The sequence below is a fragment of the Corallococcus interemptor genome, from assembly GCF_003668875.1.
In the GTDB taxonomy this organism is placed as follows: domain Bacteria; phylum Myxococcota; class Myxococcia; order Myxococcales; family Myxococcaceae; genus Corallococcus; species Corallococcus interemptor.
The window spans coordinates 1-25,952 of record NZ_RAWM01000095.1 but is presented as its reverse complement, the minus strand read 5'-3'; the positions used below and the strand labels follow the sequence as shown (position 1 = coordinate 25,952).

General features: G+C 69.6%; 22 protein-coding genes. 6 read left to right on the top strand and 16 right to left on the bottom strand.

Going from position 1 to position 25,952, the window contains the following annotated elements; genetic code table 11:
- Nucleotides 1-18: 18 nt before the first annotated feature.
- A complete protein-coding gene (gene cysK, locus D7X96_RS27570; RefSeq protein ID WP_120550305.1) occupies nt 19-939 on the bottom strand; it encodes a cysteine synthase A in 921 nt (306 codons plus the stop codon).
- 43 nt (nt 940-982) lie between these two features.
- Complete coding sequence (gene epsC / locus D7X96_RS27565; RefSeq protein ID WP_121771117.1) at nt 983-1,828, bottom strand: serine O-acetyltransferase EpsC; 846 nt, start codon at nt 1,826-1,828, stop codon at nt 983-985.
- 138 nt (nt 1,829-1,966) lie between these two features.
- Between epsC and D7X96_RS27560 the strand changes: the two genes are divergently transcribed.
- Nucleotides 1,967-2,803 (top strand): Fpg/Nei family DNA glycosylase, encoded by an 837-nt coding sequence (locus D7X96_RS27560; RefSeq protein WP_120550307.1) that lies wholly within the window; start codon nt 1,967-1,969, stop codon nt 2,801-2,803.
- 15 nt (nt 2,804-2,818) lie between these two features.
- On the opposite strand, the gene D7X96_RS27555 is transcribed toward D7X96_RS27560, so the two are convergent.
- Nucleotides 2,819-4,042 (bottom strand): alpha/beta hydrolase-fold protein, encoded by a 1,224-nt coding sequence (locus D7X96_RS27555; protein ID WP_121771116.1) that lies wholly within the window; start codon nt 4,040-4,042, stop codon nt 2,819-2,821.
- A 122-nt stretch (nt 4,043-4,164) separates the two neighbouring features.
- Between D7X96_RS27555 and D7X96_RS27550 the strand changes: the two genes are divergently transcribed.
- The gene (locus tag D7X96_RS27550; protein WP_121771115.1) at nt 4,165-5,808 is read left to right on the top strand and encodes an AMP-binding protein; all 1,644 of its coding nucleotides are present in this window, start codon (nt 4,165-4,167) and stop codon (nt 5,806-5,808) included.
- Here the strand turns inward: D7X96_RS27550 and D7X96_RS27545 are convergent.
- The 8 genes from D7X96_RS27545 to D7X96_RS27510 all read right to left on the bottom strand — a co-directional run bounded on the left by D7X96_RS27545 (nt 5,795) and on the right by D7X96_RS27510 (nt 15,110).
- Entirely contained in the window at nt 5,795-6,235 is a 441-nt protein-coding gene (locus tag D7X96_RS27545; protein ID WP_121771114.1) for a TfoX/Sxy family protein, read from the bottom strand. The two genes, D7X96_RS27550 and D7X96_RS27545, sit on opposite strands and share 14 nt — an antisense overlap.
- 14 nt (nt 6,236-6,249) lie before the next feature.
- Nucleotides 6,250-6,585: an imm11 family protein gene (locus tag D7X96_RS41655; RefSeq protein ID WP_306437722.1), complete on the bottom strand. Its 336-nt coding sequence runs from the start codon at nt 6,583-6,585 to the stop codon at nt 6,250-6,252.
- Nucleotides 6,586-6,829: 244 nt separating this feature from the next.
- Nucleotides 6,830-8,155 carry an AHH domain-containing protein gene (locus tag D7X96_RS27535; RefSeq protein WP_121771112.1) on the bottom strand — a complete coding sequence of 442 codons (1,326 nt, stop codon included), beginning with the start codon at nt 8,153-8,155 and terminating at the stop codon, nt 6,830-6,832.
- Nucleotides 8,155-10,383 (bottom strand): S9 family peptidase, encoded by a 2,229-nt coding sequence (locus D7X96_RS27530; RefSeq protein ID WP_121771111.1) that lies wholly within the window; start codon nt 10,381-10,383, stop codon nt 8,155-8,157. Before D7X96_RS27530 ends, D7X96_RS27535 begins: the two co-directional genes overlap by 1 nt.
- Nucleotides 10,384-10,415: 32 nt before the next feature.
- Complete coding sequence (locus D7X96_RS27525) at nt 10,416-11,810, bottom strand: aminotransferase-like domain-containing protein (protein WP_121771110.1); 1,395 nt, start codon at nt 11,808-11,810, stop codon at nt 10,416-10,418.
- A gap of 69 nt (nt 11,811-11,879) precedes the next feature.
- Nucleotides 11,880-12,455 carry an imm11 family protein gene (locus tag D7X96_RS27520; RefSeq protein WP_120550315.1) on the bottom strand — a complete coding sequence of 192 codons (576 nt, stop codon included), beginning with the start codon at nt 12,453-12,455 and terminating at the stop codon, nt 11,880-11,882.
- Nucleotides 12,456-12,466: 11 nt separating this feature from the next.
- Nucleotides 12,467-13,786: an AHH domain-containing protein gene (locus D7X96_RS27515; RefSeq protein ID WP_120550316.1), complete on the bottom strand. Its 1,320-nt coding sequence runs from the start codon at nt 13,784-13,786 to the stop codon at nt 12,467-12,469.
- A 7-nt stretch (nt 13,787-13,793) separates the two neighbouring features.
- Nucleotides 13,794-15,110 (bottom strand): putative sensor domain DACNV-containing protein, encoded by a 1,317-nt coding sequence (locus D7X96_RS27510; protein WP_121771109.1) that lies wholly within the window; start codon nt 15,108-15,110, stop codon nt 13,794-13,796.
- A 188-nt stretch (nt 15,111-15,298) separates the two neighbouring features.
- Between D7X96_RS27510 and D7X96_RS27505 the strand changes: the two genes are divergently transcribed.
- Nucleotides 15,299-16,678 carry an amidohydrolase family protein gene (locus tag D7X96_RS27505; RefSeq protein WP_121771108.1) on the top strand — a complete coding sequence of 460 codons (1,380 nt, stop codon included), beginning with the start codon at nt 15,299-15,301 and terminating at the stop codon, nt 16,676-16,678.
- A gap of 13 nt (nt 16,679-16,691) precedes the next feature.
- On the opposite strand, the gene D7X96_RS27500 is transcribed toward D7X96_RS27505, so the two are convergent.
- Nucleotides 16,692-16,994, bottom strand: a complete 303-nt coding sequence (locus D7X96_RS27500; RefSeq protein WP_120550319.1) for a hypothetical protein — start codon at nt 16,992-16,994, stop codon at nt 16,692-16,694.
- A 193-nt stretch (nt 16,995-17,187) separates the two neighbouring features.
- On the opposite strand from D7X96_RS27500, the gene D7X96_RS27495 reads away from it, so the two are divergent.
- The 3 genes from D7X96_RS27495 to D7X96_RS27485 all read left to right on the top strand — a co-directional run bounded on the left by D7X96_RS27495 (nt 17,188) and on the right by D7X96_RS27485 (nt 20,271).
- Nucleotides 17,188-17,661, top strand: coding sequence for a YqaA family protein (locus tag D7X96_RS27495; protein ID WP_120550320.1), 474 nt, complete (start codon nt 17,188-17,190; stop codon nt 17,659-17,661).
- A gap of 185 nt (nt 17,662-17,846) precedes the next feature.
- Nucleotides 17,847-19,562, top strand: coding sequence for a lamin tail domain-containing protein (locus D7X96_RS27490; RefSeq protein ID WP_370450153.1), 1,716 nt, complete (start codon nt 17,847-17,849; stop codon nt 19,560-19,562).
- 88 nt (nt 19,563-19,650) lie between these two features.
- Nucleotides 19,651-20,271, top strand: a complete 621-nt coding sequence (locus tag D7X96_RS27485; RefSeq protein WP_121724853.1) for a glutathione S-transferase family protein — start codon at nt 19,651-19,653, stop codon at nt 20,269-20,271.
- A 21-nt stretch (nt 20,272-20,292) separates the two neighbouring features.
- On the opposite strand, the gene D7X96_RS27480 is transcribed toward D7X96_RS27485, so the two are convergent.
- The 4 genes from D7X96_RS27480 to D7X96_RS27465 form a co-directional block, all read right to left on the bottom strand.
- On the bottom strand, nt 20,293-22,056 hold the full coding sequence (locus D7X96_RS27480; protein WP_121771106.1) for a S28 family serine protease: 1,764 nt from the start codon (nt 22,054-22,056) through the stop codon (nt 20,293-20,295).
- A 76-nt stretch (nt 22,057-22,132) separates the two neighbouring features.
- Nucleotides 22,133-24,448: an Ig-like domain-containing protein gene (locus tag D7X96_RS27475; protein WP_158626642.1), complete on the bottom strand. Its 2,316-nt coding sequence runs from the start codon at nt 24,446-24,448 to the stop codon at nt 22,133-22,135.
- 26 nt (nt 24,449-24,474) lie between these two features.
- Nucleotides 24,475-24,897, bottom strand: a complete 423-nt coding sequence (locus tag D7X96_RS27470; RefSeq protein ID WP_120550325.1) for a hypothetical protein — start codon at nt 24,895-24,897, stop codon at nt 24,475-24,477.
- A partial coding sequence (locus D7X96_RS27465; protein ID WP_208647382.1) for a hypothetical protein occupies nt 24,887-25,952 on the bottom strand: 1,066 nt, incomplete at its 5' end. The genes D7X96_RS27470 and D7X96_RS27465, both read right to left, overlap by 11 nt.

The window sequence follows — 25,952 nt, the reverse complement described above, 5'->3', positions numbered from 1 at the left end:
CCGTGGCGCGCGGCGTGACTACTGAGCGGGGAAGAGGTTCTCCACGGACAGGTAGCGCTCGCCCGTGTCGTAGCAGAAGGCGAGCACGCGGCTGCCGTCCGGCATCTCCGCCAGCTTCTGGTTCACCGCGGACAGCGCGGCGCCGGAGGACACGCCCACGAAGATGCCCTCCTCGCGCGCGGCGCGGCGGGTGAACTCGTAGGCGTCCTTCTCATCCACCTGGATGGTGCCGTCGAGGATGGCCGTGTGCAGGTTCTTCGGGATGAAGCCCGCGCCCAGGCCCTGGATGGGGTGGGGGCCCGGTGCGCCGCCGCTGATGACGGGGGACTTCGCCGGCTCCACCGCGAGCACCTTCAGCTTGGGCCACTTCGCCTTCAGCACCTCACCGCACGCGGTGATGTGGCCGCCGGTGCCCACGCCGGTGATGAGGTAGTCCAGGCCCTCCGGGAAGTCGTTCAGGATCTCCTGCGCGGTGGTGCGCTTGTGGACCTCGACGTTGGACTCGTTCTCGAACTGCTGCGGCATCCACGCGTTGGGCGTCTGCGCGACCAGCTCCTGGGCGCGGGCGATGGCGCCCTTCATGCCCTTGGCGCGCTCCGTGAGGTCGAACTGGGCGCCGTAGGCGGCGAGCACGCGGCGGCGCTCGATGCTCATGGACTCCGGCATCACCAGGATGAGCTTGTAGCCCTTCACCGCGGCGACCATGGCCAGGCCGATGCCGGTGTTGCCGCTGGTCGGCTCGATGATGACGCTGCCCTCCTTGAGGAGACCCTTCTTCTCCGCGTCTTCAATCATGGCCAGGCCGATGCGGTCCTTGATGCTGCCGCCCGGGTTGGCGCGCTCCAGCTTCAGGTGCACCGTCACGCGCGACGGGTACAGCCGGTTGATGCGCACGTGCGGCGTGTTGCCAATGGTCTGCAGGATGTTGTCGACCTTCATGGCGTCTCCTGTGGATGGGGAACGGGCACTGCGTGGGGAAGACTCAAATCTGGTAGTCGAGGACGTCCAGGCCCTCTTCGCCGTGGCGTGCGCGCACCTCGCTGCGGCGGGTGACGACGGACTTGGCGGGCACGCTCTGCGTGAGCCACGCGTTGCCGGCGATGATGCTGCCCCGGCCCACCACCGTGTTGCCTCCGAGGATGGTGGCGTTCGCGTACACCACCACGTCGTCCTCGATGGTGGGGTGGCGCTTCTTGTCCGCCAGCGCCTTCTCCACCATCAGCGCGCCCAGCGTGACGCCCTGGTAGAGCTTCACGTTGTCGCCAATCACCGTCGTCTCGCCGACGACCAGGCCCGTGCCGTGGTCGATGACGAACCTGCGGCCAATGGTGGCGCCCGGGTGGATGTCCACGCCGGTGCGCTGGTGGGCGTACTCGGTGAGCAGGCGCGGCAGCAGGGGGAAGTTCAGCCGGTGCAGCGCGTTCGCCACGCGGAAGATGGCGATGGCGTAGAAGCCCGGGTAGGTGAGCACCACCTCGTCCACGCTGCGCGCGGCGGGGTCCGCCTCGAAGATGGCGCGCGCGTCCTGCTGCAGCCATTCATAGAGGTCCGGCAGCTTCGCCATGAAGCGCGAGGACATGCCCGCGTCCGTGACGGGGTAGTGCGGCGCGAGCAGCGACTGGATGCGCTGGAGGCTCGCCTCCACGGCGGTGACGTCCCGGCGCACGGCGGCGGCGTTGCACTCCAGCCGCTCCGCGAAGTGCGGGAAGAGCAGCCCCAGCACCTGCGCGACGAACTCCGGCGCCGCCTTGCGCACGTCCGGGGGGAAGCAGTGGCGCTGACGCGCCTCCAGCAGGGTGGCAACCAATCGGGCGTTCGGATCGTCCATGGGGCGTTGCGTCATGATAACGTGACGGGGTCCGGACGTGGATGCCGCTGGCGGGAAAACGTCGCGGACGTCCGGCCGGCCAGGGGGCAGGACGTGGTGCGCCACGGCGGCGAGGCAAGGTGGGGATTACCCAGGGGGATGCCTGAAGGTCACAGCATCCACCGGGTCGCCCGGGTCCACCGCCGCTGGCTGGTGGGGCGGCGCTTCACGGCCGACTCGCCCCAGGGCCGGGCGGAGGTGGCGCGCGTGTTGTCCGGGCGGGCGCTGCTGAACGTGGACGCGCACGGCAAGCACCTGTTCCACACGTTCGAAGGGGACGTGCGGCTGCACATCCACCTGGGGCTCTTCGGCCGCATCCGCCACTTCCGGAAGGACGCGCCGGTGCCGTCGCCCGCGTGCCGGCTGAGGCTGGCCTCGGATGGGGCGACGCTGCACCTGTCCGGCCCGTCCGCGTGCGAGCTGCTGTCGCTGGAGGAGGAGGCCACATTGCGCGCGAGGCTGGGGGAGGATCCGCTGCGCGTGGATGCGTCACCGGACCGGGCATATGCGCGGCTGACGCGGGGACGCATGCCGCTGGCGCAGGCGCTGCTGGACCAGGGGCGCATCGCGGGCGTGGGGAACATCGTGCGGGCGGAGGCGCTGTTCGTCGCGCGACTGCCGCCGCTGTTGCCCGCGTGCGAGCTGGAGCGGGACGCGTTCGACAGGTTGTGGAGCGCGATGCGGGCGCTGCTTCAGGACGGCGTGCGCGACGGGCTCATCGTCACGCCCGGCGCGCCGCCGCTTCCATCCCCCGGGCGCAAGCGCGCGGAGCGCTTCTGCGTGTACGGCCGCGCGGGCCTGCCGTGCCCGCGCTGCGGTGGGAAGGTAACGGGGCAGCCGCTGGCGGCGCGCACGCTCTATTTCTGCGCCGCGTGCCAGGGCGTGGACCGCATGCGGCGTTCAAGCCGGAAGCCAGCTCTCGCTCTCTGCCCGTGACCGGGGCCGAAGGATTCAGGGTGCGAGCCGGGCGCGGAGGTCATCCGCGTGCTTCTGGTAGTGCGGCAGGTCCGGATCCTGATGCTCGCGAGCCAGTGCGACGGCGCGCTCCCGGTGCGTCAGGGCTTCCCGGAGGCGTCCCGCCGCTTCCAGCGCATCCGCCAGGCTGTCATGCGCGTTGCTGGAGTCGGGATGGAGGGTGATGTTCCGCTCGAAGGCGGCGATGGCCTGGGGAAGGCGCTTCGCATCCAGGTGGCGATAGCCCACCACGTTGAACAGTCGCTCCTGGGGGACCACCGGATAGCCCACGCGCTTGGACAGCCCTGTGTAGTGAGCCTCCAGTCGCGCCAGGTCTCCGGTCATCTGGAGCGCTTCGGGGACCTTCCATCCGTTGAAGAGGAACCGCAGCCCTTCATACGTCCCGATGTGTGGAAGGCTCGCGTGGTCGTCCTGGCCTCTCAGTTCGTCGTAGCGCCACGTGAGGTTCGCGGGCTTTCGCTTGCGCAGGTCCTGGGTGAGCTTGCGAAGGCGGGCGACGTTGGGGGCCTCCTCCGCGTCCTCGTCCAGGTACAGCGCGCGGCCCGGCGGGGCGAGGCGCGCGAGGGCTTCCGGCGCGGTCCGCACGAGCTCCGCGGAGTTCCAGTGCACGGAGGGGCTGAGGGCCACGTAGGCGTTGAAGCTCTCCGGCTTGTGCGTGAGGACGTGCATCGCGAAGAGGCCGCCGAACGAGTGGCCCACCAGGATGCGGTAGGGCTGCGTGCGGTAGCGCGCCTCCACGGCCGGGGCGAGCTCCTCCATGAAGAAGCGCAGGAAGGTGTCCGCATGGCCCGCCGTGGGCGCGACCTCGGAGAGCAGCCGGCCGTCGTCGATGCGCTCCGTCTTGGAGAAGGGCGGGGTGAGGTCGCGCTCGCGGTCCGTCGTGTTGGGGACTCCGACGACGATCATCTCCGGGATGTGCCGCGTCCTGGCCAGGAACTCCACCATGCCGGCGACGTGGACGAAGTGCGTCTCCGCGTCCAGCACGTAGAGCACCGGGTAGCGCTCGGTGGGCGCTGCGTCGTAGCCGTCGGGGAGGTGGATCATCAGCGGACGCTCCTCCCCCAGCACCTTGGAGGTCAGCGTGATGCGGGTGCCGACGACGATGGGCGTCTCCCCGGCCGCCAGGGCCGTGCCCCCGCGAAGGACGGACAGCAAGGCGAAGCCCCACAACCCACGGCAGAGCAACTGCGACAGGCGCATGTGAATCCCCCGGGAAAGCCCACGACCGTAGCGAGTGCGTCGGCGGGTACAAGCGGACAGCCAGAGGCCCTGCTCCACGCTGACGCTTGCCGACGTGGGGCCACCCTGGGGACGATGGAAATATGACGACCGCCCTGTCCTATGCCCATGGCACCAGCACCACCCCGCTGCTGGGGGAGACCATCGGTCAGAACCTGCGCCGCACCGTCGAGCGTTATGGCGACCGCGAGGCGCTGGTGGTGGCGTCGCAGAACTACCGCGTCACCTGGCGGCAGTTCTGGGACGCGACGACGGCGGTGGCCAAGGGCCTGCTGGCGCTGGGCATCCAGAAGGGCGACCGGGTGGGGCTCTGGTCGCCCAACCGCTTCGAGTGGACCGTGTCGCAGTACGCGCTCGCGCGCACGGGCGCCATCCTGGTCAACCTGAACCCCGCCTACCGCACGTCGGAGCTGGAGTACGCGCTCAACCAGGCGGGTGTGAGCGTGCTGCTGCTGGCGAAGGGCTTCCGGCAGACGGACTACACGCGGATGCTGGCGGAGGTGCGGCCCCGGTGCGCGGGCCTGCGCGAGGCGCTGGTGCTGGACTCGGACTGGGACCGGCTGGTGAGGGGCGGCGCGGGCATGGGCGACGACGTGCTGGAGGCGCGCGAGCTGTCGCTCCAGTTCGATGACCCCATCAACATCCAGTACACGTCCGGCACCACGGGGTTCCCGAAGGGCGCGACGCTGTCGCACCACAACGTGCTCAACAACGGCTTCTTCGTGGGCGAGGTGCTGCGCTACGGGCCGGAGGACCGCGTGTGCATCCCGGTGCCGTTCTATCACTGCTTCGGCATGGTGATGGGCAACCTGGCCTGCACGTCGCACGGCTCGGCCATGGTGATTCCGGGCGAGGCGTTCGACCCGCTGGCGGTGCTCCAGACGGTGCAGGCCGAGCGCTGCACGTCCCTCTACGGCGTGCCCACCATGTTCATCGCGGAGCTGGACCACCCGCGCTTCGGCGAGTTCGACCTGAAGTCCCTGCGCACCGGCATCATGGCGGGCTCGCCGTGTCCGGTGGAGGTGATGAAGCAGGTGCAGTCGCGGATGCACATGGAGGAGGTCACCATCTGCTACGGCATGACGGAGACGTCGCCCGTGTCCACGCAGAACCCGCTGGATGACACGCTGGAGAAGCGCGTGGCCACGGTGGGCCGCGTGCACCCGCACCTGGAGGTGAAGGTGGTGGACCCGGACACGGGCGCGGTGGTGCCGCTGGGCCAGCCGGGAGAGCTGTGCACGCGAGGCTACAGCGTGATGCTCGGGTACTGGGACAACGCGGAGGCCACGGCGGCGGCCATCGACCGGGCAGGGTGGATGCACACCGGCGACCTGGCGACCATGGACGCCGAGGGCTACGTCAAGATTGTCGGCCGCATCAAGGACATGATCATCCGGGGCGGAGAGAACGTGTACCCGCGCGAGGTGGAGGAGTTCCTGCACACGCACCCGGACATCAGCGAGGCGCAGGTCATCGGCGTGCCCAGCGTGAGGTATGGCGAGGAGGTGATGGCGTGGGTGCGCCTGAAGGCGGGCGCGTCGCTCACGCCGGAGGCGCTGACGGCGTTCTGCACCGGCCGCATCGCCACCTTCAAGATTCCCCGCCACTGGAAGGTCGTGGACAGCTTCCCGATGACGGTCACCGGCAAGGTGCAGAAGTTCCGGATGCGCGAGGTCTCCATCGCCGAGCTGGGGCTCGGCGACGTGGCGAAGATCAAGACCGCCTGACGGGCTTCTTCTTCGCGGCGGGCTTCTTCTTCGCGGCCGGTGCCTTCTTGGCCGCGGGTGCCTTCTTCGCGGCCGGTGCCTTCTTCGCGGCCTTCTTCATCGCGGCGCGGTTGGCGGCGTCCACGGCGCGGCGGGCCCAGGGAAGCAGGCGGCGGCCGTCGTCCTCTGCGTCCGCGGGCGGCGTCCAGTAGCTCATGGGCTGCTCCCTGCCGCGGCTCTGGTAGATGAAGGGCCGGCAGCCCTCGGCCTCGAAGTCGGGGCGGGTGACGTCGTCCGTCTTCAAATACAGCTGGCCCTGGATGATGAGGCCGAACATCCGGCCGCCGTAATACAGGCCCCATCCACCGAACATCGAGCGGGCCTGCACCGGGCCGAGCGGCTTGAGCAGTTCGACCGTGTACTCCATGAAGCTGTCCGAGCGGGGCATGGGCCCCTCCTACACTACACCTCCGTGAAGTGCATGCCGGTGGCGCCGGTGCGCTCCAGCGCCGTCTTCAGGTCCTCGGAGACGATGAGCGAGCCATTCCAGCCCCAGGGGCGGAAGATCTTCGCGTCACCCACCTTCGACTTGTCGATGCGCATGCCGTAGACGGAGCGGTACTGGCCCAGCTTTTCCGGGCGACCGTGCTGGGCTTCCCAGTGGCGAACCGCCGTGGAGGCCTTCTCGTCGATGCAGCGGATGAGCTTCGTGGCAACGAGGAGTGCGTACTGGTCGGGATGCTTCGGGATGGTGACGGGGATGAACTGCACGTCATCCGCCGCGTGCTCCAGAAGCACATTCGCGAGCTTGATGTGAACGACAGGCGTCAGACCAAAGGGAATTCGGCAGAAGTCATGGGGGCGGCCTGGTTCTCCGATGGGAACGGTGAGGCGCCCTTCCACGTGAATAGGACTTCCCTTCGTGAACATCCAAGGGTCTTCCTCTTCCTGGCGTAGCTCATTCCAGGGGACCTCCAGGACCCAGATGCCTTCCTGAACGTCCTCCGTGAGTTCGAAATATCGGGCAGCCATGGGGGAGTTACTAGCGCCCCTTCCGTGAGGTCAGGAGTTGATTGAGCGGGGTTCCCGGAGTGGAGGCTTCCTTGGCGAGGACTCGGAGTGCATTCGTCAGGACTTCGCGGCATTGCACGACGGTCCGGCAGGTTTCCATGGCGGCACTCAGTTCCTGCAAGACCTGCTCATGATACGCCCTGGGATGAGGCCCCCGGTGGCCTGCGACTTCGACGATGTTCTCCGGGTCGTTCAGTTCCATGTCGGCCCGCTTGAAGAGCCGGCGGAATTGCGGAGTCCACGGTCCGCCGTTCTTCGAGGACTTCTCATTTCGGATGGTGGCCAGGTGGTGCCGCTGAGGCTTGCCGGACCGCGATGACATGGCCACCGCGTTGGGCGCGAGCGCGAGCGTGAAACCGTCGGCCGTCATGGCCACGGAGCGCACGCCGCCGATGGCCATGAACTGGAGGCCCGCTTGCGTCTCCACCGCGACCGCCGCTTGAGCGGAGCCGGGCAGCGTCGGAGCCTTCATCGCGAGCCCCGCCGTGTTGCCAATGGCCGCTGTAGCCAGCATCACGAAGACGCGCGCGGCGTTCTTTCCCAGCACCGCGCCATAGGCTTCGCCCGCGTCTCGCACCTGGACGAACGTGGTGGCCTGGTCCACGTGGCGCACCAGCGTCACCCAGCCGTCGAGGATGCTCCACACGGTGTCCACGCCCAGGTAGGCCATTGCCGTGGCGGTGATGAGGGCGGCAATCCCTTTGGACACGGGCTCCGGCATGGCCCACAGCAGCAGGTACATCGTCACGGTGGAGGTGAGGGTGGCCATGACGGCCTGGGGGCTTGCAATGCCCTCCAGGGCTTGGGCCGTCTCGTTCCAGACGGAGTCCATCGCGATGGCCATCGCCAGTGCATAGCGGCCGTCGCTGCCCAGCAAGGGCCCTTCCTCCAGCAAGCGCAGGCAGTCCCCCGGCTGCTTGCGCCGCTTGTCGCACCACTGCCTATAGCCACGCGTCAGGTCGTCGGACGCTTCCAGAAGCCGCAGCTCGCGTGCCTCCTCCTCACCCAGCGGGACGATGAGTCGCGCCCGTTCGCGAAAGCCGAAGAGGCCGCTGCGCTCCGGCAGGCCGAACAGCTCGCGCGCTTGACGCAGGGGATGCGCGGAGGGCCGCACATCCCTCGCGAGCGTCCTCACGGCCTTCTTGAACTCGTCCTGCTCCAGCCGGGGCGCGTCTTCCTCTTCCCGGGGCGTGATGACGACCCGCTCGCCGTCGTCCACTTCCAGGCGCACGACTCGCGTCGTCGCGCAGCCGGAGACGAGCAACCCCAGCAGCAGTACCCAGCCCAGCCGCTTCATCACCGGGGCTCTCCCAGTTCCCGCAGGAAGAACTGGCGCACGTCGTCCAGGTAGTAGCGGCCCGGGGGGCTGTGGTCTTCGCCGGGCATGATCAGCAGGTCGAAGTGCTTGTTCGCGCGCACCAGCGCCTGGGCCATCCGCATCGTCGTGGACAGCGATGCGTTCACGTCGCTCGTTCCGTGCATCAGCTTGAGCGCTCCCTGGAGCTTGTCCGCCAGCGCTTCGTTGGAGCCTGCCGCGTAGCCGTCCGGGTTCTCCGCCAGCAGGCCCATGTTCGGCTCGTTGATGATGGCTTCTTCCGTCAGGGCTCCCGGTGCTCCCGCGTAGCCCGCCTTGAAGAACTCCGGCGCCGTCAGCATGCCCCTCAGCGCGAAGTAGCCTCCCCAGGAATGACCGTGGATGCCCACCCGCTCCAGGTCCATGTAGGGGCGGCTGGCCGCTGCCTGCTTCAGCGCCGCGACGTGATCCGGAATCTCCGTCTGGCCCACGCGGCCGTAGTTCACGTCCTGGAACGCCTTGCTCCGCCCTGGCGTGCCCCGCGCGTCCAACACCATCGCGATGAACCCGAGCTGCGCGAGCGAATGCGCGAAGCGTGACTCGTACGATCCCACGTAGCTCCACGGCACCATCGTTACGAACGGCCCCGCGTAGATGACGTCGATGACCGGGTAGCGCTTCTTCGGATCGAAGTTCCACGGCTTGTACAGCACGCCATAGAGCGGCGTGACGCCGTCCGCGGCCTTGACCGTGATGCCTTCCGGCGGCGTGTAGTGCAGCTCCGCCAGGCCTCGCGTGTCCGCCTTCGCGTAGCGGAAGGAGGCTTTCCCCTCCGTGGACACCACGTCCCAGACCCGGGGTTTCTCGCGGCTGGAGTGTCCGTCCACGAAGTAGCGGGTGGAGGAGGACAGCTCGGGCCGGTGTGCTCCGGGCTCGGGTGTCAGCAGCTTCAGCGGCCCGCCGGACATCCCTGCCCGGTACACCTTCCTGTCATACGGTGCCCCGGCCTCCGCGGATGCCACCACGAAGAACGCGTCCGACTCCGGCGTGATGCCCACCACCGCGTGGACCGGGAACGCGCCCCGCGTGAGCTGGCGCACGAGCTTGCCGGAATAGTCATACAGATAGACGTGGCGCCAGCCATCGCGCTCCGACATCCAGAGGAAGTGCCGGTTGTCCGGCAAGGGCTTCACCTGCTGGGACCATCCCCCCACCGAGAACTCCAGCGCCGCCACGAAGGTCTCCTTGCGCTCCTCCCGAAGCACGCGGCGGCGCTTGCCCGTCGCGGGCTCCACCGCCACCAGGTCCAATCGCTTTCCATCCCGTGACAGCTGGAGCACCAGCGCCTCGCTGCCGTCCGGACGCCACCCCGCGAACCAGTCGTAGCCTTCCGTCGCTTCGCCCTGCGCGGGCGTCACCTGTCCCGTCTCCATCGAGACGAAGTGCAGCTCCGAGCGCATCAGCGGCGTGCCCGCCTTGGAGTAGGGCACCCACGACACCTTCTCCAGCGGGGTGCTGTAGTCGACCACCGGAATCCGGTGCATGCCCCGCATGTCGTCGCGCCAGACCGCGAGGAACCGGCCCCGGAGAGACCACGCCGCCTCCGGCAGCCGCCACGGCGTGTCCTCGGTGCCGGCTCGCTCCAGACGCGTCGTGCCCTTCGCGTCCACCACCGCGAACCCCGTGTCCCGCTGCACCGCGACCGCTCCCGTGTCCGGAGACAGGACATTGCCGCGCGCGAGCGACAGCGCTACCGGATGCGTGGGCTCGAGCGCCACGACCCGCTTGTCGGTGAGGCCCAGTGAGAACGCCCGTCCCTGGACCGTGAAGACGATGCCCTTCGCATCGGCGGTCAGCGTGAAGGGCACGACGACGGGCAACGTCATCGGCTTGCCGAACAGCGCCGTGAGCTGTGAGCGCAGGGACTCCGCGTCCAGCAGGGGCTGCTGGGTGCGCTTCCTCGCATCCACCAGGACCCAGGTTTCGCCGTAGGGCTCGACCCTGGACTGGTAGATGAACCGCTCCCCATCGGGGAGCCACCGGGGGGGCGTGAGGGTGTCGCGGATGCGCTCCGCCCAGTGAAACGAGGCTTCCGAGAAGTCCAGCCGGGCCTGGAGTGTGTCCTTCGCCTCCGCCCATGCCGGCATCCAGGGGACGGCGAGCCCCGCGACGAGGAGCGCGAGGCGCGCATGCGGCAGGAGTCCACCACGGTGGGGCAGGGAAGGCGTCATTGGCATTCTCCGGGAACGGGGGAAGGCGGACGTCAGGCCAGGCGTCGCGGTGTCGGGGCCGTAGTGCCCAGCAGCTCCGCCAGCGTCTTCAGGCCCCTCTCCAATTCCTCTCGGGAGCCGGCGGCGGCCAGGGACACTCGCAGCGCATTGGGCGCCTGGCCCGGCCGGGCCGCGAACAGGTGCGCGGGTCCGAGCAGCACGTCACGTGCGGCGGCGGCCTCCACCAGCTCCGTGGCGCGCCGGTGTTCCGGGATGGGCATCCACAGGAAGTACGCGCCGGGGTGCGCGACATAGGGATGGCCCTTCAAGACCTTTGACGCCAGGGCCTGGCGGGCCGTGGCTTCCGAGCGGCGTGCGTCGCGCAGGGACTCGGCCGTTCCGTCCGTCACCCACTGCGTGGCCAGTTCATTCAGCAGGGGAGACCCGGACCAGACCGTCGCCGCGGCCGCGTGCTCCAGTGTCTGCCGTGACGCCAGGTCCGGCATCCGGAGGTAGCCGACGCGCAGCGCGGGCAGCACGGCCTTGGACAGGCTCGCCAGGTGGTACGTCCGTTCGGGAGCCAGCGCGGCCAGGGGCGGTGGCGCCTTCGCCACGAGCGGGGCCAGCGCGCCGTTCTCGATGACGGTGACGTCGAACTTCCGGCAGACCTCGACCAGCGCCTGCCTCCGCTTCAACGGCATGACGATCGTGGTCGGGTTGTGGTTCGTGGGCGTGCAGTAGAGCACCCGCGCCGGGCTCTTCCGGCAGGCCTCCGCGAGCGCCTCCGGGACGAGTCCTTCCGCGTCGAGCGCCACCGGATGGGTGGGCAATCGCAGCCACTCCGCGGCGGCGAGGACTCCGGGATAGGTGACGTCCTCCACCAGCAGTCCGCCCGGGTTCGCGAGCAGCGACAACGCCATCAAGGTCGCGTGCTGGGCCCCACAGCTCACGATGACGTTGTCGCTCGTGGCGGGTACGCCCGAGAGCTCCAGCCAGCGGGCTCCTGCTGCCCGCTGTGCTTCCGTGCCCGCGTGAGCCTGATAGCCACTGAGCGCGCTCAGGTCCGCGCGCTCGCCCAGCCGTTGGAGCGCGGCTGAGAACGCGAGGTGCCCCATGTCGCCGGGGACGATGGGAACCGCGGTGGGGCCCAGGTCGATGCGCGTCCGGTCGAGCTGGGGCGTGTAGCGGTCCCCCTCGCGCAGGTTCCGCACGAACGTCCCATTGCCCACCTGGCTCCAGATGAGTCCCCGCCGTTCCGCTTCAGCGTAGGCCCGGGTCACCGTGCCCAGTGAAGTCCCCAGCGTGCTCGCGAGCTCCCGGTGCGTGGGCAGCCGGTCCCCCGCGCGAAGCCGTCCCGCGCTGATGTCCGCCGCGAGCGCATCCACGAGCGCCCCATAGAGGGGGCCCTCGGAGCGTTTCAGGCGCGGCTTCCAATTGGACTGGGACATGAATTGGATTGTACCATGACAATCCGGAGCATGTGCCAAGGCCCGGCCGGGCTGCCCGCGTGCGAGGCTCTACACTTCCGTGAACCGCATGCCGGTGGCGCCGGTGCGCTCCAGCGCCGTCTTCAGGTCTTCGGAGACGATGAGGGCAACCTTCCAGCCCCAGGTGCGGAAGACCTTGGCATCACCCACCTTCGATGGGTCGATGCGCATTCCCGCAACGGAGGAGTACTGGCCCGCCTTCTCAGGCTGCTTGTGCTTGATGGGGTCCCAGTACTCCACTTCCCGGGAGGCTTTGTCGTCGATACAGCGGACCAACCGGGTCGCCACGAGCATGTTGAACTGTTCGGGGGAGCCAGGGATGTCCACCGCGAAGAGCTGGATGTCCTCGGGTGCTAGCGCTGCGAAGACCGTGGCCAGTTTGACATGCAGGATGGGCGTACTTCCGATGCCTGCTTCGGAGTAATCCAACGGTCTTCCAGGCTCGTCGATGGGAAATCGGAGGAGGCCAGGGGACTGGATGGGCTTCCCCGCGCTGAACATCCACGGGTCCTCAACCTCCACGGACTTCTCATCCACGGGATCGCCCAGATACCAGCGTCCTGGCGCGTAGACGTCTTCTGACAGTCTGAAGTAGCGGGTGGTCATGGTCGTGCCTGTCAGCGGCCTTGGGTCAGCAACCGGTTGAGCTCCGTGCCACGCGTTCTGGCCAGCTCGCCCAAGATCCTGAGAGCGTCAGTCAGGGCTTCGCGGCATGCTTCTACGCTGCGGCATTCGGAAGTCGCCTGCCTCAACCTGTCATAGACGAGTTGATGGTACTCGGCGGGATGGGGGCCCCGGTGGCCTGGGACTTCGACGATGTTCTCCGGATCCTTCAGCTCCATGCCGGCTCGCTTGAAGATTCGCCGGAAGAGCGGGGTCCACGGTCCGCCAGTTTTCGCGGACTTCTCATTGCGGATGGTGGCCAGGTGGTGCCGCTGAGGCTTGCCGGACCGCGATGACATGGCCACCGCGTTGGGCGCGAGCGCGAGCGTGAAACCGTCGGCCGTCATGGCCACGGAGCGCACGCCGCCGATGGCGACGAACTGGAGGCCTGCTTGTGTCTCCACCGCGACCGCCGCCTGTGCGGAGCCAGGCAGGGTGGGGGCCTTCATCGCGAGCCCTGCCGTGTTGCCAATGGCCGCTGTAGCCAGCATCACGAAGACGCGCGCGGCGTTCTTTCCCAGCACCGCGCCATAGGCTTCGCCCGCGTCGCGCACCTGGACGAACGTGGTGGCCTGGTCCACGTGGCGCACCAGCGTCACCCAGCCGTCGAGGATGCTCCACACGGTGTCCACGCCCAGGTACGCAATCGCCGCAGCGGTGATGAGGGCGGCCAGGCCCTTGGAGACGGGCTCCGGCATGGCCCACAGCAGCAGGTACATCGTCACAGTGGAGGTGAGGGTGGCCATGACGGCCTGGGGGCTCGCGATGCCCTCCAGGGCTTGGGCTGTCTCGCTCCAGACGGAGTCCATCGCGATGGCCATCGCCAGCGCATAGCGGCCGTCGCTGCCCAGCAAGGGGCCTTCTTCCAGCAAGCGCAGGCAGTCCCCCGGCTGCTTGCGCCGCTTGTCGCACCACTGTCTATAGCCACGCGTCAGGTCGTCGGACGCTTCCAGAAGCCGCAGCTCGCGTGCCTCCTCCTCACCCAGCGGGACGATGAGTCGCGCCCGTTCGCGAAAGCCGAAGAGGCCGCTGCGCTCCGGCAGGCCGAACAGCTCGCGTGCCTGACGCAGCGGATGCGCGGAGGGCCGCACATCCCTCGCGAGCGTCCTCACGGCCTTCTTGAACTCGTCCTCCTCCAGCCGGGGCGCGTCTTCTTCTGCCCGGGGAGTGACGAGGATCCGCTCGCCGTCTTCCACCTCCAGGCGCACGACTCGCGTCGTCGCGCAGCCAGAGACGAACCACCCCAGCAGCAGTACCCAGCCCAGCCGCTTCATTCCGGCCTCAGTCCTCCGTCAGCAGGAGGCTCCAGAGCAGGACCTTCTTCTTGCCCGGAGGCCGGTGCAGGCAGCGGAGCGGGCCGTCCTGCGACGCCACGAACACCACGGCTCCGGAGTGCTGGTTGGCGAAGACCGCCGCGGCCCGGTGGCGTGAGCCGTGCTGGCTGATGGGGTAGTGCGGCCCCGGACGCCCCTGGAGCGTCCTCGCCTCGAAGACCTGCGGCGGACCGCTTCGCGGGATGGCGATCTGATACCCCGCGCAGAGCAACTCCAGCTCCGGCCCCAGCACCAGCGCGTTGTCCACCGCGGTGAACTGCCCGATGCTCTCCACCAGCGCCTGGAAGTCGCTCTCCGTCACCTTGTCGTCGTGCTCGGCGGCGGCCTTCTTCAGCTCCGGATCCTCTTCCTCCTCCGCCGCCTTGCCGGCCTCCGCCTGCCACGCGCCGTTGATGAGGTCCGCCCGCGCCTGCACGAAGCGCTGCAACCGCTGACGCAACAGCGAGCCCTGCTCCGGCGGCAGGACGTACTTGCCTCGCGTGCGGAAGCGCTCCACGTCGTGCTGCTTGGGCAACAGCGCGATGAGCCCCCCGTGATGCAACCCCGCCATCTTCCGGATGAGCCCCTGTACCGCGTTCGACACGTACCACTCGCGGTTGCCGCCCATCAGCGGCTGCACCTTGGGCAGGGACTCCACCAGCGTGGAGCACATCTCCATCAGCGCCGCGCGCACCGCGCTGTCCTCGTGGAAGAGCAGGTCGTGCAGCGCCACGCGCCGGCCCGGCGGCACCGGCGCGCCCTGCTCGTAGCGGAACACCTCGCGCCCCTGCGTGCTCACCACCAGGTGGCCCGGCTCCGGCGCGTGCAGGATGAAGACGTCCTCCTCGCCCTCGGCGTGGAACTCCGTGTACTCCACCCGGCGCGCCAGCCCCTGGATGCGCAGCTTGCCCTCGCGCGGCCCCACCACCACCGCCGTGCGCGGCAGGTTCGCCGCGGGCGCCAGCTTCACCAGCGCCTCCACGCTGAAGTCGGTGATGCTCGACTTGGGCTCCAGGGGCAGCGTCTCCCACGCCTGCCGCTTGCCCTTCTGTCCTCCGATGTAGACCGTCTCGCGCACCGCCTGCAGGCCCTGCAACCCCTGCGCGTGGTAGGCGATGCGCACGCGCGTGGCCTCGCCCTCCTCCCGCCCCAGGCTCGCGAAGAACACCGTGTCCGCCAGCACGACCAGCAGCTTCAACGTCGGCTCGGCGAGCGGCGTCTTGGCGAACTGCCGGAGCCACCCGCGCAGGGCTTCTCCGGGATATTGCAGGCCGGGTTCATCCATCGGGCGGGCAGCATAATCACGGCGCCGTGTTTCCCGGTGGAAGTCGCTCGCGCGCCGCGATGCGGCGTTCGTTTCCCACCGTGCGCCCGGCCTGTAGCACCGGCGCCACGACAGTCGCGGCCACGAAGGGTTGTTCCCGTCCGGACGCACCCCTAGGGTTCCCCGCTTCCCCCCGAGGAGCCCACCCCATGCGCTCGCGTTTCCTGACCGCCGCCCTGCTCGCCCTCGCGCTGCCGCTGTCCGCCAGCGCGGCGCCCTCGCGCACCCTCGTCTTCCAGGGCGGGACGGTGCTGGATGGCTCCGGAGGCCGGCCGCTGAAGCAGGCCGCGGTGGTGGTGCGCGATGGACGCATCGAGTCCGTGGGGCTCGCCATCGCCACGAAGGTCCCCAAGGACGCGGAGATCATCGACTTCAAGGGGCAGACGATGCTGCCCGGCCTCATCTCCGACCACAGCCACGTGGGCCAGACGTCCGGCACCACCACGGGCTCCCAGAACTACACGCGCGAGAACGTCCAGAAGCAGCTGCGCCAGTTCGCCGCCTACGGCGTCACCACCGTGACGGCGCTCGGGATGAACCGGCCGCTGTTCAACGAGCTGCGCGAGGAGGCCCACGCGGATGGCTTCAGCGGCGCGGACCTCTTCGGCGCGGGGCAGGGCATTGGCGTGCCGGAGGGCGGACCTCCCCAGGCGATGACGAACAACGCGCCCGACCAGGTCTTCCGCCCCACCACGGCGGAGGAGGCCCGCGCCGCCGTGCGCTCGCTGAAGAAGAGCCGCGTGGACCTGGTGAAGGTCTGGGTGGACAGCTTCCTGGGCAAGCTGCCGAAGATGAAGCCGGACATCTACCAGGCCGTCATCGACGAGTCCCACAAGCAGGGCCTGCGCGTCGCCGCCCACATCCATGACCTGGAGGACGCGAAGGCCGTGGTGGCCGCGGGCGTGGACATCCTCGCCCACGGCGTGCGCGACCAGCCCGTGGACGAAGCCTTCGTCAACGCCATGAAGGAGCGCGGCGTCTGGTACGTGCCCACGCTGGCGCTGGACGAAGCCACCGTCCTCTACGCGGACCAGCCCCAGCTCGTGGACGACCCGGTGCTCCAGCCCGCGCTGTCGCCCGAGCTGCGCGCGCAGTTCGAGGACGCCGCGTGGCGCAAGAAGACCCTGGCGGACCCCAAGGCCCGGGAGGCGCGCCACGCGCTCGAAACCAACCTGGCCAACCTGAAGGCGCTCTACTCCGCGGGCGTGAAGGTGGGCTTCGGCACGGACTCCGGCGCCACGCCGCTGCGCATCCCCGGCTTCGCGGAGCACCGTGAGCTCAAGCTGATGGTGCTCGCGGGCCTCTCGCCGGGACAGGCCCTGGCCGTCGCCACCGGGAACGCGGCGTCCCTGCTCCAGCTCAAGGACCGGGGCCGCATCCAGCTGGGCATGCGCGCCGACCTCTTCCTCGTGGAGGGCGAAGCCGCCACCCACATCGCCGCAGTGGACCGCGTCGTCGGCGTCTGGCGCCAGGGCCGGAAGGTGGCGGGGAGGCTCCCGGAGGCTCCCGCGCCCGCTCCCTCACCCTGAAGGCCCCTGGGCCTCACTCCTCGATGGGCGGCTGGAGCGTGCCGAAGCGCTCCAGCCCCTGGTCCAGCGCCGAGCGCACCGCGTGGAGCAGGGCGCCGTCCGACATCCGCCGCACCAGGACGATGCCCGTGGCCACGTAGGACGGGGCCCCGCCCAGCCGCGCCTCCAGCGCCTCCAGGGTCAGCACGGTGAGCACGAAGCGGCGCCCGTCGCGCAGCCGCACCACCAGGTCCCGGGAACCCTCGAAGTGCAGCGCCGGGCTCTCCGCGACGAGCAGCGAGGCGATGCGCTCATCCTCCGTGTCGATGGACCGCATGCCAGACCGTTCGCGCGTCGAGCGTCGCATGCGGGGGACGATGGAGACTGCCACCCACCCCTACAACCCCTGCCCGTGAGTGGCCCGCGCCGCCGGACAGCCTCCGGCACCGGGGGGCAGGGTGGAGGGCAGGGGAGCGGCGACGCGGGACAAGACGAAAGCCCCGCCGCGGGTGTATGGCCCCAGGCCTCCCATGCCCGCCGAGCCGTCCGTCCTGTCCACCTGGGGCCTTCCCGGGATGTTCTTCGTCGCCATGCTGGCGGGCTCCGTGGTGCCGGTGCCCTCCGAGGCGATGCTCGCCGCCCTCATCTACAACGGCACGCCGCCGGTGATGGCCACCGTCGTCGCCACCGTGGGCAATGTGCTGGGCGCGTTGACGCTCTACATCCTGGGTCAGTGGGTGTCTCGCGGCGGAGGCGGCGCGGTGGGCCGCTGGGTGGCGCGCCGCCGGGAGAAGGAGGGCCCCCGCATGGCGCGCGTGGAGGCGAACCTGCGCACCTGGGGGGCGCCCGCGCTGCTCATGGCGTGGCTGCCCATCCTGGGGGACGCGTTCGTGCTCGCGGGCGGCTTCGTGGGCGTGCGGCCCTTTCCCTTCGTCGTCTTCGTCACCCTGGGTAAAGGTCTGCGCTACGCCTTCGTCGCGCTGTCCACCACGGCCGCGATGTAACAATGCGTAACATTGCGCGTCCCCGCCGGGCGGGATGCGCCGCTCACGCAACGTTTCAAGGAATGTGACGGATAAACGGCGGTGGCGTCGTGTACGCGGAATACTGCGTCCGCGGCCCTGCCGTGACGTCCATGAACCTCTACGGCTTCCGGTTTTTTCCGGGAGCAGGATGAAACATCGTGAGCCTGAAACAAGACCTCTTCCCGCGGTCCGCCACCTTTTGGCGTACGTGGTCCTTCACGCTGCTGTGCGCGGCGCTGAGCGCGTGCGGTGGCTCCGTGGAGGCGGACGCGGAGGAGACGGCGCCGCGTCTGGTGGCGCGCGAGGACGCGCTGAACGTGCGGCTGCGCCTGATGGCGGCCAACCTGAGCAGCGGCACGGGGCAGGACTACGACCCGGGCCACGGCATCCGCATCTTCCAGGGCACCGACCCCGACATCGTGATGATCCAGGAGTTCAACTACAAGACGGACTCCGCGGCGGACCTCCGCGGCTTCGTGGATACGGCGTTCGGCACGGGCTTCTCCTACTACCGCGAGGGCGGCGCGCAGATTCCGAACGGCATCATCAGCCGCTACCCCATCATCGCCGCCGGTGAGTGGGACGACACGCAGGTGTCCAATCGCGACTTCGCGTGGGCGCGCATCGACATCCCGGGGCCCAAGGACCTGTGGGCCATCAGCGTGCACCTGCTGACGACGGGCTCCAGCGTCCGCAACACGGAGGCGTCCAACCTGGTGAAGTTCATCAACGCCAACGTGCCCGCCAGCGACTACCTGGTCATCGGCGGTGACTTCAACACCGGCAGCCGCGGCGAGGCGACCTTCAGCACCTTCTCCAGCGTGGTGTCCACGGCGTCGCCGTACCCGGCGGACAAGAATGGCAACACCAACACCAACGCGGGCCGCAACTCGCCGTACGACCACGTGCTGGTGGACAACGACCTGCGCGCCTACCAGACGCCGGTGGTCATGGGCTCCAGCACGTTCGCCAACGGCCTGGTGGTGGACACGCGCGTGTACTCGCCCCTCTCCGACATCTCCCCGGCGCTGTCGGGTGACAGCGGCGCGTCCGGCATGCAGCACATGGGCGTCATCAAGGACTTCCTCATCCCGGGGGACAGCGCCACGTCCTCGTCCGTGACGGTGCTGTCGCCCAACGGCGGTGAGAGCTGGCCGGCGGGCTCCTCGCAGACCATCACCTGGACGGCGTCCGGCATCACCAACGTGAAGGTGGAGTATTCCCTGAACGGCTCCACGTGGACGACCCTGACGGCCAGCACGGGCGCTTCCGGAGGCGGCGTGGCGTGGACGGTGCCCTCCAGCGCCAGCACCACCGCGTGGGTGCGCGTGAGCGACGCGAGCAACGCCACCGTCACGGACCTGTCCAACGCGGCCTTCACCATCACCACGGGCGGCACCGGCGGCGGCACGGGCAAGGTGTTCATCAACGAGGTGCTGCTCAACGAGCCGGGCTCGGATGTGAACGGCGAGTTCGTGGAGCTGGTGAACAGCGGCACCGCGGCGGTGGACCTGGGCGGCTGGACGGTGTCGGACGGCACGGGCGTGCGCCACACCTTCGCCAGCGGCACCACGGTGGCGGCGGGCAAGGCGGTGGTGGTGTTTGGCGGCGCGGCGGGCATCCCCTCCGGCACGGTGGGCGCGGTGGCCGCGTCCACGGGCATGCTGAACCTGGGCAACAGCGGTGACACCGTCACGGTGAAGAACAGCGCCGGCACGGTGGTGGACACGGCCACGTTCGCCTCGTCGCTCTCGGGCACGGACGGTGTGTCCGCCAACCGCGGCCCGGATGGGGCCTCCACGGGCTCCTTCGTGCTGCACACAGGTGTGTCCAGCCTGACGAGCTCGCCCGGCAAGCGCGCCAGCGGCGCCGCGTTCTAGTGCTGAACACCGCTCCTCCGGATGACGCGGGTCCGGAGGAGCGACCTGGGAGAGTGTGCCCGGCGCACGTGCCAGGAGCCCTCCCCTCATGTTGAAGGTCCACCACCTCTCCGAATCCCGCTCGCAGCGCATCCTCTGGCTCCTGGAGGAGCTGGGGCTCGACTACGAGGTCGTCCGCTACGAGCGCGACCCGAAGACGGGGTTCGCTCCGCCGGAGCTCAAGGCCATCCACCCGCTGGGCAAGTCGCCGCTGGTGGAGGACGGCGGCCGCGTGCTGGCGGAGTCCGGCGCCATCATCGAGTCGGTGATCCGCAGGTACGGCCAGGGCCGGCTTTCGCCCGCGCCGGAGGACCTGGACCGCTACACGCACTTCCTCCACTACGCGGAGGGCTCCGCGATGCTGCCCATCGTGCAGCAGCTCTACGTGAAGCGGCTGGGGGACGCCGCGGCGCCCATCAAGCCGCGCATCGACTCCGAGCTGAAGAACCACCTCACGTACCTGGAGGGCGCGCTCCAGGGCCGTGAGTACCTGGTGGGTGATTCACTGACGGGCGCGGACATCCAGCTGAGCTTCGTGCTGGAGGCCGCGAAGTCCTTCCGGTTGCTGGCGGAGCTGCCGAACCTCACGGCCTACCTCGACCGGCTCCATGCGCGCCCCGCGTACCAGCGGGCGCTGGAGCGGGGCGGGCCGTACAAGATGGGCCGTTGAAGAGGCCTGGTTCCGCGACGCCTAGCGCAGGCGGGGCGGCACGTGGGGGCCGGCGATGGGCGGCTCCTCCGAGCGCAGGTACCTGGGCGCGCGCTTCAGCGGGGTGATGCCCATCCAGCGGTTGAGCGTGGCCTTCGCCTCCGCCTGCTGGGCGGCGGGCAGCTGGCTGATGCGCGAGCCGTGCGTGCCTCCCGGGACCGTGTACAGGTAGGAGTCCTGCGCGTTGCCCAGCACGTAGGCCGCCGCCGTCCACGGGTCGTAGCTGCCGTAGATGAACATCAGGCGCTGGCCCTGCGTGGACACCCAATCCTGGATGTCCGGCATGGCCTCCGGGCGGAAGACGAACGGGATGCCCGGCGGCGAGTACACCTCGCCGGTGTCGGTGTCCGGGAAGTGGATGAGCGCGCCCAGGTGCTTCTCATAGGGCTGGGGCCAGCCCAGCTCCGCCGCGGCCTGGTAGTAGTAGGCCGCGTACGGGGTGATGCCCTGGTCCGAGAACGAGTTGATGCCGACCACGGTGTCCAGCGCTTCGAACAGGTCCCCATCCGGCGTGGTGGCTGTGGCTTCGGGGATGTACGTGGCGCAGGTCGACGCGGGGAAGTACTGCCAGAAGGCGAAGTAGGTCTCGATGACGGCGTGCTCCAGCGCCAGCTCGCGGCCCAGCTGGGAGTACGTCAGGTTGTTGTTCGTGGCGTATTCGTCCACGAGGGTGAGCATCCGGTCCCGCCGCGAGAGCACCTCGCGCTGGAAGGCCCACAGGCGCTCGCGGCACGCGAGCTGCGCGTCTCCGCCCACGGTCTCCTGGAAGGTCACGAAGCGCTCGTCGTTGCGCTTCGCGATGGGCGCCACGTACGCCACGGTGGCGTCCACGTCATCCGGGTAGAAGCGGCGGAAGAACACCACCGTCTCGCCGCCCTTGCTGCCGCCCGTGGACACCCACTTGCCGGTGTAGATGAGCTTGAGCGCCTGGGTGAGGCGGTGGAAGTCATCCGCGGACTGGCGGATGGTGAGGTGGCTCCAGTCCGCGGGGGCCGGGGTGCTCTCCTCGAAGAAGCGGTGCTCGACGGAGACCTGGTTCGCGGACAGGAGCTGCGTGGGCTCCGTGCGGCCGGTGCCGGGGATGAGGTTGTAGCCGCTCGTGGAGAGCACCGTGGGGCTGGTGTCCGCCTTGTGCAGCAGCGTGGCTTCCTGCTCGAAGCGCTGGCACTCCGGGTGGGCGTGGTCCGCCGGCTGGTTGTACTTCAGCACGAAGAGCCGGTAGCCCGCGGGGATGTTGCTGGTCCGCTCCTGCGTCACGGTCAGGCCTGGGATGGCCTCCAGCCGGGCCTTGATGTCGAGCGACGTGTTCTGGATGACGCTCAGGTCCGGCGTCTCATCCACCCAGCCGCTGGGCGTGCACCCCAACACGCCACCGTCGGTGCCGGCGTCGGCCTCGGTGCCCGCATCCATGCCGGTGCCCGCGTCGTCGTAGGTGCCCGCGTCGTCGTAGGTGCCCGCGTCGTAGGTGCCCGCGTCGTAGGGGCCCGCGTCGTCGTAGGTGCCCGCGTCAGCCTCCGTGCCCGCGTCCACGTGCGTGCCCGCGTCCACGTCCGTGCCCGCGTCGGTGCGCGTGCCCGCATCGAAGCCGGCGTCCACGGGTGGCGGGGTGCCGCTGTCGGGACGCGGATCCGGGTCGTCATCGCCGCAGGCGACAGGGCCTCCCAGCAGCAGGAGCAGGGGGACGAGCAACGCCCTGGAGGCCAGGCGCGCCGGGTTGAAGGGCTGGGAGAACAGGAAGGGCTTCATGGGTCCGCGTTCCTCGGCGACCGCGCCCGCCGGGCCTGTCCCGGCGAGTGGCGGTGCTCACACGCGGATTCCAGCCTCAAGGCCGGAGCATGTTCAAGGGGGCCACCCCCGTGAGGTCCTCCACGCTGTCGTAGAGGAGCTGCCCGACGTAGTTGAAGTTGTGGGCCCAGGCGCCGGGGTCCTTCTTGCTCAGCTGGTAGTTGTGGGCGGCCTTCACCAGCGCCGGCGTGAACGGCGCGAACGCGTTGGCGGAGACGGACTCGGTGGCGCCGCAGGTGCCGTCCTTGTCCGTGTCCTTGAAGAAGTACGGATTGACGTCGCCGTTGTAGCAGAGGCCGTTGCCCGTCACCCCGCGCATGGCGGTCAGCAGGCGCGCGGCCATGCCCTGCACCTCCGCCGCCAGGGACTCCGCCGTGTTCCCGTCGCCGTCATAGTCCGCCGTGTGGACCAGGCGGATCTGCTCCGCCGTGCCCTGGTCCGCGTGGCACGTCTCACAGCGCTCGTTCCACACGTCCTGGATGCGGAAGGTGTGGTTGCTCTTGCCCGGGACATGGCAGCTGGTGCACTGCACGCCGCCCATGTGCGTGAGCCGCCCGGCGTAGGTCTTGTTGGGGTACTCGTAGCCAATCCGCGCCAGCGTCCCTTCGCGCGTCCCCGCGGCCGGCAGGTAGTGCACGTTCTGGAACCGCGGCGTGCCCCCCGCGCCCAGCGCCGTATCAATGGTGGCCTTGGACGCGCGGCCGATGTGGCAGTTGGCGCAGAGGTTGTCCTGGCCCGGCAGGTTCACCGTCTTGCCGTCCGGCAGCCACGTCTGGGCGGGGACGAAGACGTCGTAGTCCGGTTCGAAGTTCTCGTGGCAGGTGGAGCACTCCAGGCCGTTGGCGGTCTCCGGCACCAGCTGCCCGACGCCGTACTGCACGAAGAAGCGGTAGCCCTGCGCGCCGCTGTGGCAGCGCGAGCAGCTGGCCTGGACGGTCTCGCTCGAGTCCCAGTTGCGCGCCGCCTTGCTGGCGCCGTTGAAGTGGCCCGGGTCGTTGCGCACCAGCAGCGACGTGTCGAAGGGCACGCTCAGCGCGGTGTTCAGCGACTGGGTGGAGTCGTGCAGCAGCTGGAGGATGTACTTCGCGTTGTGCGCGAACGCGCCCGGATCCACCCGGGACAGCTGGTAGTTGTACGCCGCCTTCTGCAGGCGGGGTGTCCAGCTGGCGTACGTGTTGGCCGCGACGGCTTCACCCTGGGCGCACGTCCCGTCCCCGTTGGTGTCGCGGAACCAGTACGGGTGCGTGTTGCCGTAGCAGATGGGCTGGGCCCGCTCCGCGCCGTAGCGCTGGATGGCGGCGAGCAGCCGGTCCCGCAGGCCCTGGAGCTCGTAGTAGATGCCCTCGGTGCGGTTGTTGTCCCCGTCGTAGTCCTGGTTGCGCGAGGCGATCTGCCGGATGTCCCAGGCCTTCGTGACGTCGGTCACACCGGGGTGGCAGGTGGCGCAGGCCTCCCAGCGGACTCGCGTGGTGTGCGGGTCGTGGCACTCGTTGCACTTGTCGAAGTTGGGCACGTGGCGGAAGCGCGAGTCGTAGACCTGGCCCGCGTACTGGTAGCCGCCCGCGGCCTGACTGGCGAAGAGCGTCGCGCCCGCGGGGTAGTAATGGATGTTGGTGAAGCCCAGCGCGGCGGAGGCGGTGTCCTCGCCCACCACGCCCGCGTCCGCAATCTGCGCGTCCACGTCCTTGCCGGAGGCGCGCCCCTGGTGACACACCACGCAGCGTGCCTCCGGGCCCAGGCCGGTGACCTGCTTGCCCGCGGGGAAGGTGACCGCGGTCAGGCTCGCGGCGGCGCTGTCATGGCACGTCTCGCAGCGGACCACCGACCCCGCCGGCGCGGGGGCGTCCACCCTGCCGGGCGAGGATCCGTCACCGCCCAGGAAGTCGATGTAGCCCTCGGAGCTGTGGCAACGCGCGCAGCTGGCGGGGACGAGGCCGTCCTGGTTCCAGTGGGAGAAGGCCTCGGCGGTGGTGTCCGCGTGCGGAGAGCCGGACCAGGCGAGGTAGTAGGGCACCTGGCTGGGGTCGACGCCCCCGTCGCTCGCGAGGCTGCCCATCACCACCACCACGTGGCGCGCCTCCAGCTTCGACTTCGCGCCGGTGACCTTGATGGCGGTCTCCCCCGCGCTGACGCCCGTCACCTGGCCGGAGTCGTCCACGGTGGCGATGGCCGGGGCCTCGCTCTCCCAGCGGTAGCCGTCGCCGGTGGACTCGCGCGTGGTGGCCGTGAGCTGGATGGACTGGCCCACGAGCACCGAGTGCGGACCGTCCGTGACGACCTCCGGGTGGGGCGTCTCCAGTTTGGCGCAGGCGCTCAGCACGCAGAGCAGCAGCATCAGGAGGGGTCGTCTCATGGGGGCCGCCTCGGAAGGAAGGTGCGTCATGGTTGGGCGCCTGCGGAGATCCACGCGAGGAGGGTCTGGTACTCCGGGGAGCCCTCCCCGTAGATGGCTCCGCCGCCGTGGCCCGCGCCGGAGGTCTTGCGCAGCAGCCGGCTGGCGGAGGGGTTGGAGGTGTCCGTGAGGGAGATGACCGCCGCGTAGTCCGCGTCGGCATCGCCCGTCAGCAGGAAGGAGGTGTTGCCCGCGGCGCCCCCGCCGCGATGGCAGCTCTGGCAGCCGGAGGTGAGGAGCGGATGGACGTCGCTCGCGAAGGACACGGCGCTTCCCGCGTCCCCTCCGCCACCGCCATCGGTGGGGGGCGGGCCGGCGTCGGCGGAGACGGGACCCCGCTCGAAGTCGGCGCAGCCCAGGGCCAGCGTGAGCAGCGTCGCGAGGAGCGCGGTGCGGGTGTCAGAACTCATAGGCCACCACCAGCCGCGTGAAGTCGTCCGGCGTTTCGTCGACCTTCTCCAGGTTCCAGAACTGGAAGAGGCCGGCGCTCAAGCCCCGCCACCGCGCGACCACGCCCACGTTGTGGCTGGAGGCGTCCTCGCGGGTGAGCGCGTTCGAGTCCAGGATGAGGCCCCGGCGGTTTCCGAAGGTGCGCAGCCCCTGCCGGTACTGGACGTAGAGCCAGTCCGTGGGGTGGTAGCGCAGCTGGAGGTAGCTGGCGAAGTGGTAGTAGTCCGCGCCCGGCCCGCCGTAGCCCTCCGCCTCGCCTCCGGACACGTCCGCGCGCAGCAGCCCGGCGCCCAGCGAGAAGTGCTCCAGCACCGGGAGCCCACGCGGACGCCACACCGCCACGTCCAGCGCCTGGAGGAACAGGCGGCGCCCGAAGCCCAGCGAATTGAAGTAGGGCGAGTACCAGACGTTGATGGGGCCCCACGCGCCGCCAAGTCTCGCGCCGACGCCCAGGGGGGTGTCCTCCAGCGGTGCCAGGTCCGACTGGAGGTTGAGCACCGCGTCGGCACGCTTCAGCCGGTAGCCGGCGATGACGTAGGCGTCACCGGAGAGGGCGAGCGGCCCCAGGCGGCGCTCCACGTTCACCGTCAGCCCTTCCCGGGCGAACACCACCGGAAGCACCCGCTGATCAAAGCCCGCGAGCCCTCCGTAGCTGTGATGGAAGAGCGGATCCCCGCCGAAGGGCACCAGGATCTTGCCCCCCTTGGCGAACACCTTCACCGGCCAGGACGCGCCGCCCACCCGGTAGCCCACCTCCCAGAACTGGAGTGACAGGACCTCCAGGGTGAGGGTCACCGGGTCTTCGGCGGACTGCCGCGTCAGGAAGAGGAAGTGGTGGTAGCTGCGCAGCGCGTTCTCGCCCTCCGACTTGAAGGGGTGGTCGTTGTAATGGATGCGCTCGTAGTTGAGGTCGAAGCGCCCGTTCAGGCTCAGCGAGCCGAGGACCGGGAAGGTCCCCAGCTGCACGCCACCGTGAGGCCCCGCGGGCCCGTGCGGGCTGGGCGGGGTGGACGGC